Consider the following 13,391-nt stretch of genomic DNA (forward strand, 5'->3'; position numbering starts at 1 on the left):
CGCCTGTAGCCTGCACGACATGGGCAAGGGACATCCCGAATGCCCGGAACGGCTGGCGGCGATTCGCGACCGGCTGATCGCAGCGCAACTGTGGGACTACCTGCTGCACGTCGACGCACAGCCGGCAAGCCGGGCGCAGATCGAAGCGGTACATGATCCCGACTACGTCGAGCGGCTGACGGTGATGGTACCGTCGCACGGCTACGTGCATCTCGACCCGGACACCGCGATCAACCGTTTCAGCCTCAATGCGGCCTACCACGCGGCCGGCGCCGGGATTGACGCGGTCGATCTGGTCATGACCGGCCGGGCCGCCAACGCCTTCTGCGCGGTGCGGCCCCCGGGCCATCACGCCGAGCGCGAGCGCGGCATGGGATTTTGCCTGTTCGACAACATCGCGATCGCCGCACGGCATGCGATCGACGCCTACGGGCTCGAACGCGTCGCTATCGTCGATTTCGACGTTCATCACGGCAACGGCACCGAAGACCTTGTCTGCAAGGAGCCGCGCATCCTGATGGTCGGGATGTTCCAGCACCCGTTCTTTCCGTACTGTGGCGACGAACCCAAGGGCGACAACATCCACAACGTGGCGATGCCGCGTGCGACAACCGGTCAGGACTTCCGCGAGATGGTGGCGGCACAGTGGCTGCCCTTGCTCGACGATTTCGCGCCGCAGCTGGTCCTGATCTCGGCCGGCTTCGACGCGCATCTCGAGGACGACATGGCGTCGATGGGGCTGGTCGAGGCCGATTATGCATGGGTGACCGAGCGGCTGATGAAGGTGGCCAAGCGCCATGCCAATGGCCGGATCGTGTCGATGCTCGAAGGCGGTTACGACTTGTCCGCGCTTGGCCGCAGCGTCGCCGCGCACGTCAAGGTGCTTGCCGGGCTGTAGGTCGTGCGCCGCGGCTTGCATGAAAACCCCGTTCCATAGACGGGGTTTTTTTTACGTGCTGACGGCGAATGGAATTTAATGGAATGAAGAAATAGAAATATATAATTTATGGTTATTTGTTGGCGCGCCTTAAGATCGCTTCACAACAACGCCGCGCCTCGATCCGCGGACCGCGTTGCAAGCGACCCGCCGGCCAGAAGCCGGCGGGGATACAAGTCTCAGCGACAGGGAATGCGCATAATGAAAACATCTCGTGGACTGATTTTTGCACTGCTGGCACTGGCCGCCGGCGTGGCCCAGGCCGACAAGCTCGACGACATCAAGAAGGCCGGCGTGCTGCGCGTTGCGGTGTTCGATGCCAACCCGCCGTTCGGCTTTGTCGACGGCAAGAACAAGAACATCATCGGTTACGACGTCGATGTCGCCAACGCGATCGCCAAGAAGCTCGGCGTCAAGGTTGAACTGCACCCGACCAATCCGGCCAACCGGATTCCGCTGCTGACGTCGAACAAGGTCGACCTGATCGCTGCCAACTTCACGATTACCGACGAGCGTGCCAAGACCGTCGATTTCAGCGTGCCGTACTTCGCCACCGGGCAGAAGTTCATCGCCAAGAAGGGCCTGCTGAAGCAGCCGGATGACATTGCCAAGCTGCGCATCGGTGCCGACAAGGGCACGGTGCAGGAAATCACGCTGCGCGAGAAATACCCGAATGCGACCGTGGTGTCGTACGACGACACGCCGCTGGCGTTCGCCGCACTGCGCAACGGCAACGTCCAGGCGATCACCCAGGACGACGCCAAGCTGATCGGCCTGCTGGCTCGTGTGCCGGACAAGGCCAAGTACGAGGTGTCGTCGTTCGCGCTGACGCAGGAGTACCAGGGTATCGGCATCGGCAAGGGCGAGACCCGCCTCGTGGCCCTCGTCAACGAGACGCTGGTGGATCTCGAGCAGACCCAGCAGGCCGGCAAGATCTATGACAAGTGGTTCGGTCCGAAGAGCGAAGCGCCGTTGCCGCGCGGGGCGTTCAAGATCGGCCAGCGCTGATCGAACGGTTTCGGGTCGGCCCCGCCGCAAGGCGGGGCCGTTCGTTTTCCGGCGTTGCACGCGCCTTCTTGATGCCTTGCCATGATGTCTTCGCTGTTTCCGGGCCTGCTCGATGCCCGCTATCTGTTCTGGCTGCTGAAAGGCTTCGGCCTGACTCTGCAGCTCTCGCTGATCACCATCGTGCTGGCGACGCTGCTCGGTTTGCTGGTTGCGGCCGCGCGCGAACAGCGCTGGCTGGCGGCGCCCTGCGTCGTCTATCTGTCGGTGATGCGCAATACGCCGCTGCTGGTCCAGCTGTTCTTCTGGTACTTCGGCGCCGCCAGTCTGGTGCCCGAAGCGTGGATGGTCTGGCTGAATACGCCGAAATCGCTGCTCGGCGTGCCGTGGCCATCGTTCGAGTGGCTCGCGGCGCTGTTCGGGCTGACGCTGTATTCGGCGGCCTTCATTGCCGAGGAAATCCGTGCCGGCATTCGCGGCGTCGGCCGGGGGCAGCGTGCTGCCGCGGCGGCACTCGGGCTGACCGGCTGGCAGGCGTTCCGCTGGGTGATCCTGCCGCAGGCGTTGCGCATTGCCCGCGGGCCGCTGTTCGGTCAGTACATGAACGTGGTGAAAAACTCGTCGCTGGCGATGGCGATCGGCCTGGCCGAACTGTCCTATGCATCGCGTCAGGTCGAGACCGAAACGCTGAAGACCTTTCAGGCCTTTGGCGTGGCGACGCTGCTGTACATGTTCGCGGTCGTGCTGGTGCAGACCGCAGGTAGAAGGAGGGCGGTGTGATGCTCGACTTCTCGGTGATTCGCGACAACATCGATTACTTGCTCTGGGGCGCGTATCCCGACGGGCCGCTCGGCGGCGCCGCGCTGACGCTGTTGCTGAGCATGGCGGCCGGTCTTGCATCGGCGCTGCTCGGCATCGCCGGCGGTATCGCGCTGGCGCTGGCGCGGGGTTGGCGGGCACGGCTGCTGGTGCTGGTGCTCGATGCGCTGCGGGCAGTGCCGGTACTGATGCTGATCTTCTGGATGTACTTCCTGCTGCCCATCGTGTTTGGCATCGACGTACCGGCGATCGGCACCGTGGTTTGCGCGCTGGCGCTGATCGGTGGGGCTTATCTTTCGCATGCATTGCACGCCGGCATCGTTGCGATCGGTCGTGGCCAGTGGCAGGCCGGCCTGTCGCTGGGGCTCTCCGAGTGGCAGACCTTGCGGCTGGTCGTGCTGCCGCAGGCTTTGCGGATGATGGTGCCGTCGTTCATCAACCAGTGGATTTCGCTGATCAAGGACACGTCGCTGGCCTACATCGTCGGCGTCGGCGAGCTGACGTTCCTCGCCACGCAGGTCAACAACCGGGCCATGGTGTACCCGACCGAGGTGTTCCTGTTCGTTGCGCTGCTGTACCTGCTGATCTGCGGCGCGCTGGAGCTGGCCGCAGCGGCCTATAGCCGCAGGCTGCAATTGACGTGAAACGAAAACAGGCGCCCGTGGGCGCCTGTTTGTCGGTCCGGTAATCCGGATCAGCCGAAGATCTTCATCGATGTCCAGAACAGGCCTGCGGCCAGTCCCATCGACGCCGGCAGCGTAAACACCCACGCCAGCAGGATGCTGCGGATCGTCGACATTTGCAGGCCGCTCTTGTTGGCGACCATGGTGCCGGCCACGCCCGATGACAGGACGTGTGTCGTTGAAACCGGCAGACCGAAGATGTTGGCGATGCCGATCGAGCTGGCCGCAACGATCTGTGCGCTCATGCCCTGCGCATACGTCATGCCCTGCTTGCCGATCTTCTCGCCAACCGTCAGCACGACGCGCTTCCAGCCGACCATGGTGCCAAGACCGAGTGCCAGTGCGATCGCAACGATGACCCATTGCGGCGAGTATTCGGTCGTTGCGGTCAGGTCGGCACGCAGCTTGTTCAGGTCGTCGACTTCGCGCGAGCTGAGTTCCGGCAGTTTGCTGACCTTGCGTGCGGTGTCGTCGAGACAGAGGATCAGGCGGCGGATGTGCGGACGCTCTTCCGGCTTGATCTGGCTGTAGTCCTTGACGCCTTCGAGCCGGCTGACCAGCGTTTGGACGGCCGGGACGGTATCGTGGAAATCGCAGTGGAACTGCTTGGGCATTTCGCTGCCGTTGATTTCGCGCGGCTTCATCAGCATGTACTTGCCGAGCTTGTCGTCGTTGCGCTCGTAGAACTGCTGCATGTGGATCGCCGCGTCGCGGGTGCGGTCGATCTGGTAGGTGGTGCTGTTCAGGTCGAGCACGAACTTGGCCGGCACGATGCCGATCAGCACCAGCATGATCAGGCCGATGCCCTTCTGGCCATCGTTCGAGCCGTGGGCGAAGCTGACGCCCATCGCCGAAGCGATCAGCACGACGCGGTTCCAGAAAGGCGGATGCTTCTTGCCGTCGATCGCGCGGCGGCCTTCCGGCGTCTTGTGCATCTTGCCCGTGGCCCAGATGCGCTTGAACAGCAGCAAGAGGCTGAATGCGAGCAGGAAGCCGACGGTGGGCGAGACCAGCAGCGACAGGCCGATATCGATGGCCTTCTTCCAGTTGATCGCGGTTGCGACATCGCCGCCGTTGATGAAGGCGCTGGCGAGGCCGACGCCGAGGATCGAGCCGATCAGCGTGTGCGAGCTGGACGCCGGCAGGCCGAAATACCAGGTGCCGAGGTTCCACAGGATCGCCGCAGCCAGCAGCGAAAACACCATGGACAGCCCCTGAACGCTGCTGACGTTGATCAGCAGATCGACCGGCAGCAGGTGGACGATTGCGTAGGCAACGCTCAGACCGCCGAGCATGACGCCGAGGAAGTTGAAAATGCCCGAAGCGACGACGGCAAGCTGGGCCGGCATGGCCTTGGTGTAGATCACCGTTGCCACCGCGTTGGCGGTGTCATGGAAGCCGTTGATGAACTCGAAGGTAAGGACGAACAACAGGGCTAGCGCCAAGCTCACACCGACGGTGAAGCTGAGGCCGCTGAACATTTCGATCATGGGGAAGGCGGGAAAATGCGGAAATTGCCGCGGATTATGGCAGAAAGATGACGGCACCGCTTGACCAAACTCATGCCCGGATTGACCGTGCGGGACCGGCAGTCGATGGTATTGCTGCCGGTCGTTCCAGGCACGATTTATGACGAGCAGGACACGCTGAGGCTGGCGGCCCAGTCCGGCGCAGGGCCGGCCAGATCGTCGAAGGCTTCGTCGTCGTCGAAGGGCCGGCTCAGGGCGCGCTGCAGCCGTTCGATCTCGCTGGCATCGCCGTCGCCGGCCTTGCGGATGGCGACTTCGGCCAGATGGTTGCGCAATACGAGGCGCGGATTGGTCATCCGCATTGCAGCTTCGCGTTCGGCCGGTGTTTGCGGATCGGATGCCAGCCGCGCCAGATAATCGGCCAGCCAGGCATCGAAAGCATCGCGATCGACGAACTGATCGCGCAACGTGGAGTGCTTCGCCGGCGTGGACAGCGTGCGCCAGAAGATCGTCCAGTCGGTGCCGGCAGCCTGCATCAGGTCGAGCAGGCGGGTAAACAGCGACCAGTCGGCCTCGAGCCATTCGGCAAGGCCGAACTTGCGGCGCAAACGGTCGGCATAGGCGGCTTCGAACACGGTCTGATAGCCATCGAGCGCCGCGCGCAGGGCGTCGAGTTCGACCAGCTTGGTCAATGTCTGCGCGAGGCAGGCGAGGTTCCACAGGCCGATCTGCGGCTGCTGATTGAAGGCGTAGCGGCCGTGGTGATCCGAGTGGTTGCAGATGTGGCCGGCATCGAAGCCGTCGAGGAAGCCGAACGGGCCGTAGTCGAGCGTCAGGCCGAGTATCGACATGTTGTCGCTGTTCATCACGCCGTGGCAGAAGCCGACCGCCATCCAGTCGGCGATCATCGCCGCAGTCCGGTCGCGTACCGCTTCGAACAGCGCCAGATATGGCGACGTGGCCGAGGCGCAATCCGGATAGAAATGGGCGATGGTCCAGTCGGCGAGTTCCTTCACGGCCTCAAGTTCGCCGCGATGGTAGAAGTGCTCGAAATGGCCGAAGCGTAAAAAGGTCGGTGCGACGCGGGCGACGACGGCGGCCGTTTCGCGCGTCTCGCGCCACACCGGCTCCGGCGAGCCGACCAGCGACAGTGCCCGCGTCGTTGGAATGCCGAGACCGGCCATCGCTTCCGAGCACAGGTATTCGCGGATCGACGAGCGCAGCACCGCGCGACCGTCGCCCATGCGCGAGTACGGCGTCAGCCCGGCGCCCTTGAGCTGGATTTCCTGAATGCCGCCGTCGACGCCGGTCAGTTCGGCGACCAGGATCGCCCGACCGTCGCCGAGCTGCCCTGCCCACTGACCGAACTGATGACCGGAATAGACGCTGGCCAGCGGCCGCTCGTGCCGCAGCAGATTGCCGACCAGCAATTCGGCCAGGCGGGGATGCGCGGCCGGATCGGCGGCGAGGCCCAGCTGCTCCGCCAGTGCGGCATTCCAGGCCAGCAACCGGGGTTCAGGCAGCGGCGACGGCGTCACGATGCTGTAGTAGCGGCCCGGAAGCAGCGAGAAGCGGGGTGTCAGCGGGGCAGTAGCGAGCGTATATTCCATGGCTTTCGCGCGTGGCGCGAATCCTGAGTAAATTGATCGGGTACCAGTCTACGTGGCCCGTATCGGATTGACGAGACGATTGGATCGAAGCATGGCCGAGAAAACACCGGTGACCGCTGCGGTGCGCGTACTGCGCCAGCACAAGGTGGTGTACACCGAGCATCTGTACGAATACGAGGAAAAAGGCGGCACCACGGTGTCGGCACGCGAGCTTGGCGTTCCCGAGCACGCGGTGATCAAGACGCTGGTGATGGAAGACGAGGCAAAGCAGCCGCTGGTGGTGCTGATGCACGGCGATTGTGAGGTCTCGACGAAGAATCTGGCGCGCCTGTTGCACAAGAAGTCCATCCACCCGTGTACGCCTGAGATTGCCAACAAGCACTCCGGCTACATGGTCGGTGGCACGTCACCATTCGGTACCCGCAAGGCAATGCCGGTCTACATGGAGCGCAGCATCGCCGACCTCGACAAGATCTACCTGAACGGCGGCAAGCGCGGTTTTCTGGTCGGCCTCGCGCCGGCCGATGCGGTCGCCATCCTCAAGCCGACGCTGGTCGAGGTCGCGCTGGCGCACGGCGAGCACGGCTGAAGCACCCGGTTCGAACAAACAAGATAAGTACACAAGGAGCAAACACGATGAGCGATCGGCTGACACAAATCACGACGCGCGGCGGCGACGACGGTAGTACCGGTCTGGGCGATGGTTCGCGGGTCGGCAAGGACAGCGTCCGCATCCATGCGCTGGGCGAGGTCGACGAGCTCAACTCCAGTATCGGTGTGGCGCTGGCCGAACCGTTGCCGCCGGCGCTGCGAGATGCGCTGGTGCGGGTTCAGAACGACCTGTTCGACCTCGGTGGCGAGCTGTGCATTCCGGGGCGCGAGGCGCTGACCGAAGCGCAACTGGCGCGGCTCGAAGCGTGCGTCGAAGCATTCAACGGCGAACTCGAACCGCTGCGCGAATTCATCCTGCCCGGTGGCTCGCGTGCAGCGGCGGCGCTGCACGTTGCGCGCTGCGTCTGCCGTCGCGCCGAGCGTGCCGTGGTCGCGCTCGACAAGGCCGAAGTGATTCCGGCGACCAGCATCAAGTACCTGAACCGCCTGTCCGATCTGCTGTTCATCGGTTCGCGGATCGCCAACCGCTTTGCCGGCCAGCCCGACGTGCTCTGGCAGCCGGGGCTGAATGCCTGAGTCCGGTGGCCGAGGCGGCTCGGGTGGGTGATCCGGCCGCTAAGGCTCGCGTTGCAGTCCGGCGTGTCGCTCGGCTTCGCCAGGAGAATGCACCGGCAACGCCGCAAAATAGCGGCTTGGCTCGATACCGAGTGCGCGGTGGAACATCGCGCTGAACGCACTCTGGCTGGCATAGCCGAGCCGTTCCGCAACTTTTTTCAGTGGCTCGCCCTGTGCCAGGATTTCCAGCGCGCGAATCAGCCGCGCCTGCTGACGCCACTCGCGGAACGACAGGCCGGTTTCGCTGCGAAAGCGCCGCGCCAGCGTGCGGCTGCTGGCGCCGGCGAGATCGGCGAGCTGTTCGAGCGTTTCCTCGCCATCCAGCCGGGCCAGTACGTAATTGCACAGTCGCATCAGCCGCGCATCGCGCGGCATCGGCAGGTGCAGTGGCGCCGTCGGCAATTCCCGCAGTTCGGCAATGACCAATATCGAGATCAGGCTGGCGCGACTGCCTTCGTTCTGACGGACCGGTAGTGCGGTCAGCGCCAGTATCAGCTCGCGCAGCAGCGGACTGACCTCGAGCACCGTGCAGCACACCGGCAGCCCCGGCGTGGCGGCCGGCTCGACATAGATCGTCCGCATTTCGGCGTCGCTGGCGATCATCACCCGGTGCGGCGTCTGCGGCGGCACCCACAATGCCCGTTGCGGCGGCAGCACCCAGTTGCCCTCGGCGGTTTCAACCCGCATCACGCCGCTGCAGGCATAGACCAGCTGGGCGCGCCGGTGCTGGTGGACGCCGGAGTCGTGACCACGCGCATAGTTGCGGCTCATGGCGACCACGGTTTGCGGCAGATTGTCGTAGTGGTCCGGGTCGAGATCCGACAATGTCTGATTCACGATAAATGATGGCTGATGCGTGATGAGTCGCCAGCATAGACTGGCGGGGTGTCCGCGGTAAACCGCGATGCATCTCATTCCAAGATTCCGGAGTCATGGCATGCAAGCCAAATCACTCACGCTGCCGGCCGGTGCCGCGCAGAACACAGCCTTCATGGTGCTGGCGGCGATCAGCGTCTCGCACCTGCTCAACGACATGATCCAGTCGCTGATCCTGGCGATCTACCCGATGCTCAAGGACAACTATGCACTGAGCTTCGCGCAGATCGGCCTGATCACGCTGGTCTATCAATTGACGGCGTCGATCCTGCAACCGCTGATCGGTTACTTTACCGATCGACGTCCGCAGCCGCATTCGTTGCCGATCGGCATGGGCTTTACCCTGGCCGGGCTGGTGCTGATGTCGCAGGCGGCACAATTCCACTGGCTGCTGCTGGCGGCGGCACTGGTCGGCATCGGCTCGTCGGTGTTTCACCCCGAGTCGTCGCGCGTGGCACGGATGGCGTCCGGCGGCCGGCACGGGCTGGCGCAGTCGCTGTTTCAGGTCGGCGGCAACCTCGGCTCGTCGCTAGGACCGCTGCTGGCTGCGCTGATCATCCTGCCGAGGGGGCAGGGAAGCATTGCGTGGTTTTCGGTTGCGGCGATACTGGCCATGGCCATTCTTTACCGCGTCGGCGTCTGGTACGGCGCACAGCGCATGGCTGCTGCGGCACGCAAGTCCGAACCGCGTACTTCGACCCTGCCGCGCGGCACGGTGCTACGGGCGATGTCGGTACTGGCCTTGCTGGTGTTCGCGAAGTACTTCTATCTGGCCAGCCTGAACAGCTATTACACCTTTTACCTGATCGACCGCTTTGGCATCGGCATCCGCGACGCGCAGTTGTACCTGTTCCTGTTCCTGTTTGCCGTCGCGGCGGGAACGGTGCTCGGCGGGCCGATCGGAGACCGCATCGGCCGCAAGCGGGTGATCGGCATCTCGATGCTGGGGGTCGTGCCATTCGCGCTGATGCTGCCGTACGCCAGCCTGTTCTGGACGGCCGTGTTGACGGTGGTGATCGGTCTGATTCTGGCGTCGGCGTTCTCGGCCATCCTCGTCTACGCAACCGAATTGGTCCCCGGCAAGGTCGGTATGGTGGCGGGCCTGTTTTTCGGCTTTGCGTTCGGAATGGGCGGGATCGGTGCGGCGGCACTGGGCAAGCTCGCCGACCACACGAGCATCGGCTATGTCTACCACCTGTGCTCGTTCCTGCCGCTTCTGGGGCTGCTGATGTTCTTCTTGCCGGATGTAGAGCCGAAACATCATTGAGGCTGAGGCGCGGGACCGTCATGAAGGGGGCTTGCCTGTATGGTGCGGGCCGGCCCCTGTTTTCATATGGCGCGTGAATGCTTATGCTGGGATCAGCAGCTGACGCGGGGTGATCGCGGTTGATTGCAATGTGTGTGCCGGGACGGGGCGCGATGTGGCGGGGCCGGAAAAACAAAAACCCCGATCGCGAACGATCGGGGTTTTTGTCGTAATTGGTGCCCAAGAGAAGACTCGAACTTCCACGGTGTTGCCACCGCTAGGACCTGAACCTAGTGCGTCTACCAATTCCGCCACCTGGGCAATTTCTCGATATTACAGCATGCAGTTGAACGACAGTAGTGGTGCCCAGGAGAAGACTCGAACTTCCACGGTGTTGCCACCGCTAGGACCTGAACCTAGTGCGTCTACCAATTCCGCCACCTGGGCACTGCTCTTGCGCTAAACTACTTGCTGCTCGAGAGGTCGCCAATATAAGGATGCGTCGAAGCGATGTCAAGAATTAAAGCTGAAAAAACCGAAAAAACTTCCAAACCCGCTTCGCGCCCCGTGCGCAAAAGCAAATCCAAAGGCCTGAGGGCCCAGGATCCCTACCTCGCACGCGAGCGCGAGCGTTACGAATCCCCGCTTCCCAGCCGCGAATTCATTCTGCAATTGCTGGCCGATGCCGGTGCGCCGCTCGATGCGGACGAACTGGCCCGAATGCTCGATATCACCGAAGACGAACAGATTGCCTTCCAGCGTCGCCTTGCCGCGATGGCGCGCGAGGCCGAGCTGATGATCAACCGCAAGGGCGCACTGGTTCTGCCGCAGAAAGTGGCGCTGATCCCCGGTCGCATTCAGGGCCATCCGGACGGTTTCGGTTTCCTTGTGCCGGACGATGACAGCGGTGACCTTTATCTTGGTCCGCGTGAAATGGCCAAGGTGCTGCACAACGACCGCGTGCTCGGCCAGCAGATCGGCCTCGATCGCCGGGGCCGGCGCGAGGGCAAGATCGTCGAGGTGCTGGAGCGCGTCAACACCTCGCTGGTCGGGCGGCTGCGTACCGAGCGGGGCGTCAACATCGTCACCGCTGAAGACAAACGCATCAGTCAGGAAATCCTGATTCCGCCGGGCGACGTCAACGGTGCCGAACCGGGCCAGGTCGTCGTCGTCGACATCGTCCAGCAGCCCGAACGGCATGTGCAGCCACTGGGGCGGATCAGCGCCATTCTTGGCCGCTACGACGATCCGGGCATGGAAATCGAGATCGCGCTGCGCAAGCACAATCTGCCGCATGTATTCAGCGATGCCGCCGAAGCGCAAGCCGCTGCCACACCGCAGAAAGTCCGCAAAAAGGACTGGCAGCCGGTCAAGGGCGTGGCACGCGAGGACATCCGCGATCTGCCGCTGGTGACCATCGACGGCGAAACCGCCAAGGACTTCGACGATGCGGTGTTTGCAGAGAAGAAGGGCAAGGGTTGGCGCCTCGTCGTTGCGATTGCCGACGTCAGCCATTACGTGACGCCGGATGACGCGCTCGACCTGACGTCGATCGAACGCGGCAATTCGGTGTACTTCCCGCGCCGGGTGATCCCGATGCTGCCCGAGGCGCTGTCGAACGGCATCTGCTCGCTGAACCCGGAGGTCGAACGGCTGACGATGGTTTGCGACATGCAGGTCAGCGCCAAGGGCTTGATCAAGAAGTACCGCTTCTATCCGGCGGTGATGCATTCGAAAGCCCGGCTGACGTACAACAAGGTCTGGGAAATGCTGTCGCAACCCGAGGGGGAGCTGGCGCAGGACAACAGGAAACTGTTGCCGCACCTGCAGACGCTGTACGCGCTGTTCCAGGCGTTCTCGACTGCGCGCAAGCAGCGTGGTGCGATCGATTTCGAAACCACCGAAACCGAGATCCGCTTCGACGACAAGGGCAAGATCCGCGAGATCGTCCCGGTCGTGCGCAACGACGCACACAAACTGATCGAGGAGTGCATGCTTGCGGCCAACGTCTGCGCCGCCGATTTCCTGATCGAATCCAAGCATCCGACGCTGTTCCGCGTTCACGAAGGCCCGACACCGGAGAAGCTGGAGTACCTGCGCGAATACCTGAAAACCTGCGGCTTGTTCCTTGAAGGCGGCGACGAGCCGAGCGCCTCCGATTACGCCGACGTGCTGGCGAAGATCAAGGAGCGACCCGACGCCGGCCTGCTGCAGACCTTGCTGCTGCGCAGCCTGCGTCAGGCCGTCTACAGCCCGGAGAACAAGGGCCACTTCGGCCTCGGCTATGAGGCCTACGCGCACTTCACCTCGCCGATCCGCCGTTACCCGGACCTGCTGGTCCACCGCGCGATCAAGGCCGTGCTGGCCGGCAAGAAGTACAAACCGGCCAGAAAGTGGGAAGACCTCGGCCTGCAGTGCTCGATGACCGAGCGCCGTGCCGATGAAGCCAGCCGCGACGTGCTGAACTTCCTCAAGTGCTACTTCATGCGCGACAAGGTCGGCGAGACCTTCGAGGGCACGATTTCGGCGGTTACCGGTTTCGGCCTGTTCGTGATGCTCGACGGCCTGTACGTCGAAGGTCTGTTGCACATTTCCGAGCTGGGCAAGGACTACTTCAATTTCGACGAGCGCCGTCACGAACTGAAAGGCGAGCGCAGCGGTGCGCTCTATCGCCTGACCGACCGGATCAGGGTCAAGGTGGCGCGCGTCAATCTGGAAACCAGCAAGGTCGATTTCGTGCTGGCGGATGACGTAACGGAAGCGGTTGCCGCACCGCCTGCGGCAGCGGGTGAACCGTCGCGCCGAAGCGAAAGCCGGCGTGATTCGCGCAAGCGCCGCGGCAATCGCGACCGCGCACCGCGTACGCCGGCCCCGGCAGTCGAAGTGACTGCGGCAACACCGGCAGCGCAGGCACAGACCGCACCGGCCAAACCGGCGCGTCGCAACCGGAATGCCAAAGTACGCTCGGTGACGCCAACGCCAACGCCAACGCCAACGCCAACGCCAACGCCAACGCCAACGCCAACGCCAACGCCAACGCCAACGCCAACGCCAACGCCGGCTCCTGCGTCGGCAGCGGCACCGGTTCCGACCCCAGCGCCTTCCCGACGTCGGAACAGGGGGGCGACGGTGAAGCCGGTGGCCGAGGCCAACGACGGTATTGCAAAAACGCCCGCGCCGGCGGCAAAGCGTTCAGGTGGCGCGAAGGCAGGGGCTGTTGCAGCGACCACACCGGTAAAAATACCGGCGCCGGCAGCAGCAGCGAAACCGGCAGCGAAACCGGCTCCGGCATCGGCGACCAAGCCAGTAACGAAGGCGGCCGCGCCGCGCCGCTCGCCTGCGCCGTCGGCCAAGGCCGTGACGCCGCCGGTGGCGCCTGCGCCGGCCGAGACACCGGTCGCCAAGGCACCCGTGCGCCGCAAGCCGGCGGTTGCCGCGCTGCTGGCGCCGCCGGTCGTCGCCGACCCTGCACCGGCCGAGGCCAAACCGCGCACGCGTCGCGCTAAGTCCTGAACGAGT

General features: G+C 63.8%; 11 protein-coding genes and 2 tRNA genes. 8 read left to right on the forward strand and 5 right to left on the reverse strand.

Features of this window, described 5'->3' with window-relative positions; translation table 11 throughout:
- The first annotated feature begins 19 nt into the window (after nt 1-19).
- The 4 genes from JMJ54_RS06470 to JMJ54_RS06485 all read left to right on the forward strand — a co-directional run bounded on the left by JMJ54_RS06470 (nt 20) and on the right by JMJ54_RS06485 (nt 3,405).
- Entirely contained in the window at nt 20-898 is an 879-nt protein-coding gene (locus JMJ54_RS06470; RefSeq protein WP_203537131.1) for a histone deacetylase family protein, read from the forward strand.
- A 240-nt stretch (nt 899-1,138) separates the two neighbouring features.
- Complete coding sequence (locus tag JMJ54_RS06475) at nt 1,139-1,945, forward strand: ABC transporter substrate-binding protein (protein WP_238999927.1); 807 nt, start codon at nt 1,139-1,141, stop codon at nt 1,943-1,945.
- Between the two features lie 81 nt (nt 1,946-2,026).
- Nucleotides 2,027-2,722 (forward strand): amino acid ABC transporter permease, encoded by a 696-nt coding sequence (locus JMJ54_RS06480; RefSeq protein WP_203537133.1) that lies wholly within the window; start codon nt 2,027-2,029, stop codon nt 2,720-2,722.
- Complete coding sequence (locus JMJ54_RS06485) at nt 2,722-3,405, forward strand: amino acid ABC transporter permease (protein ID WP_203537480.1); 684 nt, start codon at nt 2,722-2,724, stop codon at nt 3,403-3,405. Before JMJ54_RS06480 ends, JMJ54_RS06485 begins: the two co-directional genes overlap by 1 nt.
- Before the next feature lie 50 nt (nt 3,406-3,455).
- Here JMJ54_RS06485 and JMJ54_RS06490 read toward each other — a convergent pair whose 3' ends face one another.
- Nucleotides 3,456-4,934, reverse strand: a complete 1,479-nt coding sequence (locus JMJ54_RS06490) for an inorganic phosphate transporter (RefSeq protein ID WP_203537134.1) — start codon at nt 4,932-4,934, stop codon at nt 3,456-3,458.
- A 137-nt stretch (nt 4,935-5,071) separates the two neighbouring features.
- On the reverse strand, nt 5,072-6,523 hold the full coding sequence (locus JMJ54_RS06495) for a protein adenylyltransferase SelO (protein WP_203537135.1): 1,452 nt from the start codon (nt 6,521-6,523) through the stop codon (nt 5,072-5,074).
- Between the two features lie 91 nt (nt 6,524-6,614).
- Here JMJ54_RS06495 and ybaK point away from each other — a divergent pair, with 91 nt between their 5' ends.
- Together ybaK and JMJ54_RS06505 are read left to right on the forward strand one after the other, a co-directional pair.
- Nucleotides 6,615-7,112: a Cys-tRNA(Pro) deacylase gene (gene ybaK, locus JMJ54_RS06500; protein ID WP_203537136.1), complete on the forward strand. Its 498-nt coding sequence runs from the start codon at nt 6,615-6,617 to the stop codon at nt 7,110-7,112.
- Between the two features lie 47 nt (nt 7,113-7,159).
- Complete coding sequence (locus JMJ54_RS06505) at nt 7,160-7,711, forward strand: cob(I)yrinic acid a,c-diamide adenosyltransferase (protein WP_203537137.1); 552 nt, start codon at nt 7,160-7,162, stop codon at nt 7,709-7,711.
- Between the two features lie 39 nt (nt 7,712-7,750).
- Here JMJ54_RS06505 and JMJ54_RS06510 read toward each other — a convergent pair whose 3' ends face one another.
- Nucleotides 7,751-8,587 carry an AraC family transcriptional regulator gene (locus tag JMJ54_RS06510; RefSeq protein ID WP_203537138.1) on the reverse strand — a complete coding sequence of 279 codons (837 nt, stop codon included), beginning with the start codon at nt 8,585-8,587 and terminating at the stop codon, nt 7,751-7,753.
- A gap of 100 nt (nt 8,588-8,687) precedes the next feature.
- Between JMJ54_RS06510 and JMJ54_RS06515 the strand changes: the two genes are divergently transcribed.
- On the forward strand, nt 8,688-9,893 hold the full coding sequence (locus tag JMJ54_RS06515) for an MFS transporter (RefSeq protein WP_203537139.1): 1,206 nt from the start codon (nt 8,688-8,690) through the stop codon (nt 9,891-9,893).
- 213 nt (nt 9,894-10,106) lie between these two features.
- Here the strand turns inward: JMJ54_RS06515 and JMJ54_RS06520 are convergent.
- Nucleotides 10,107-10,193 (reverse strand) — tRNA-Leu (locus tag JMJ54_RS06520).
- Between the two features lie 39 nt (nt 10,194-10,232).
- A tRNA-Leu gene (locus tag JMJ54_RS06525) sits at nt 10,233-10,319 on the reverse strand.
- A gap of 63 nt (nt 10,320-10,382) precedes the next feature.
- On the opposite strand from JMJ54_RS06525, the gene rnr reads away from it, so the two are divergent.
- Nucleotides 10,383-13,385, forward strand: coding sequence for a ribonuclease R (gene rnr / locus JMJ54_RS06530; RefSeq protein ID WP_203537140.1), 3,003 nt, complete (start codon nt 10,383-10,385; stop codon nt 13,383-13,385).
- Nucleotides 13,386-13,391: the final 6 nt, after the last annotated feature.

It is taken from the genome of Jeongeupia naejangsanensis, assembly GCF_016865585.1.
Taxonomy (GTDB): Bacteria; Pseudomonadota; Gammaproteobacteria; order Burkholderiales; family Chitinibacteraceae; genus Jeongeupia; species Jeongeupia naejangsanensis.

Coding starts and splice junctions, on each gene's coding strand:
- JMJ54_RS06505 (WP_203537137.1), top strand. CDS start 7,160: ATGAGCGATCGGCTGACACAAATCACGACGCGCGGCGGCGACGACGGT.
- JMJ54_RS06485 (WP_203537480.1), top strand. CDS start 2,722: ATGCTCGACTTCTCGGTGATTCGCGACAACATCGATTACTTGCTCTGG.
- JMJ54_RS06470 (WP_203537131.1), top strand. CDS start 20: ATGGGCAAGGGACATCCCGAATGCCCGGAACGGCTGGCGGCGATTCGC.
- JMJ54_RS06480 (WP_203537133.1), top strand. CDS start 2,027: ATGATGTCTTCGCTGTTTCCGGGCCTGCTCGATGCCCGCTATCTGTTC.
- JMJ54_RS06515 (WP_203537139.1), top strand. CDS start 8,688: ATGCAAGCCAAATCACTCACGCTGCCGGCCGGTGCCGCGCAGAACACA.
- JMJ54_RS06490 (WP_203537134.1), bottom strand. CDS start 4,934: ATGATCGAAATGTTCAGCGGCCTCAGCTTCACCGTCGGTGTGAGCTTG.
- rnr (WP_203537140.1), top strand. CDS start 10,383: ATGTCAAGAATTAAAGCTGAAAAAACCGAAAAAACTTCCAAACCCGCT.
- JMJ54_RS06475 (WP_238999927.1), top strand. CDS start 1,139: ATGAAAACATCTCGTGGACTGATTTTTGCACTGCTGGCACTGGCCGCC.
- JMJ54_RS06495 (WP_203537135.1), bottom strand. CDS start 6,523: ATGGAATATACGCTCGCTACTGCCCCGCTGACACCCCGCTTCTCGCTG.
- ybaK (WP_203537136.1), top strand. CDS start 6,615: ATGGCCGAGAAAACACCGGTGACCGCTGCGGTGCGCGTACTGCGCCAG.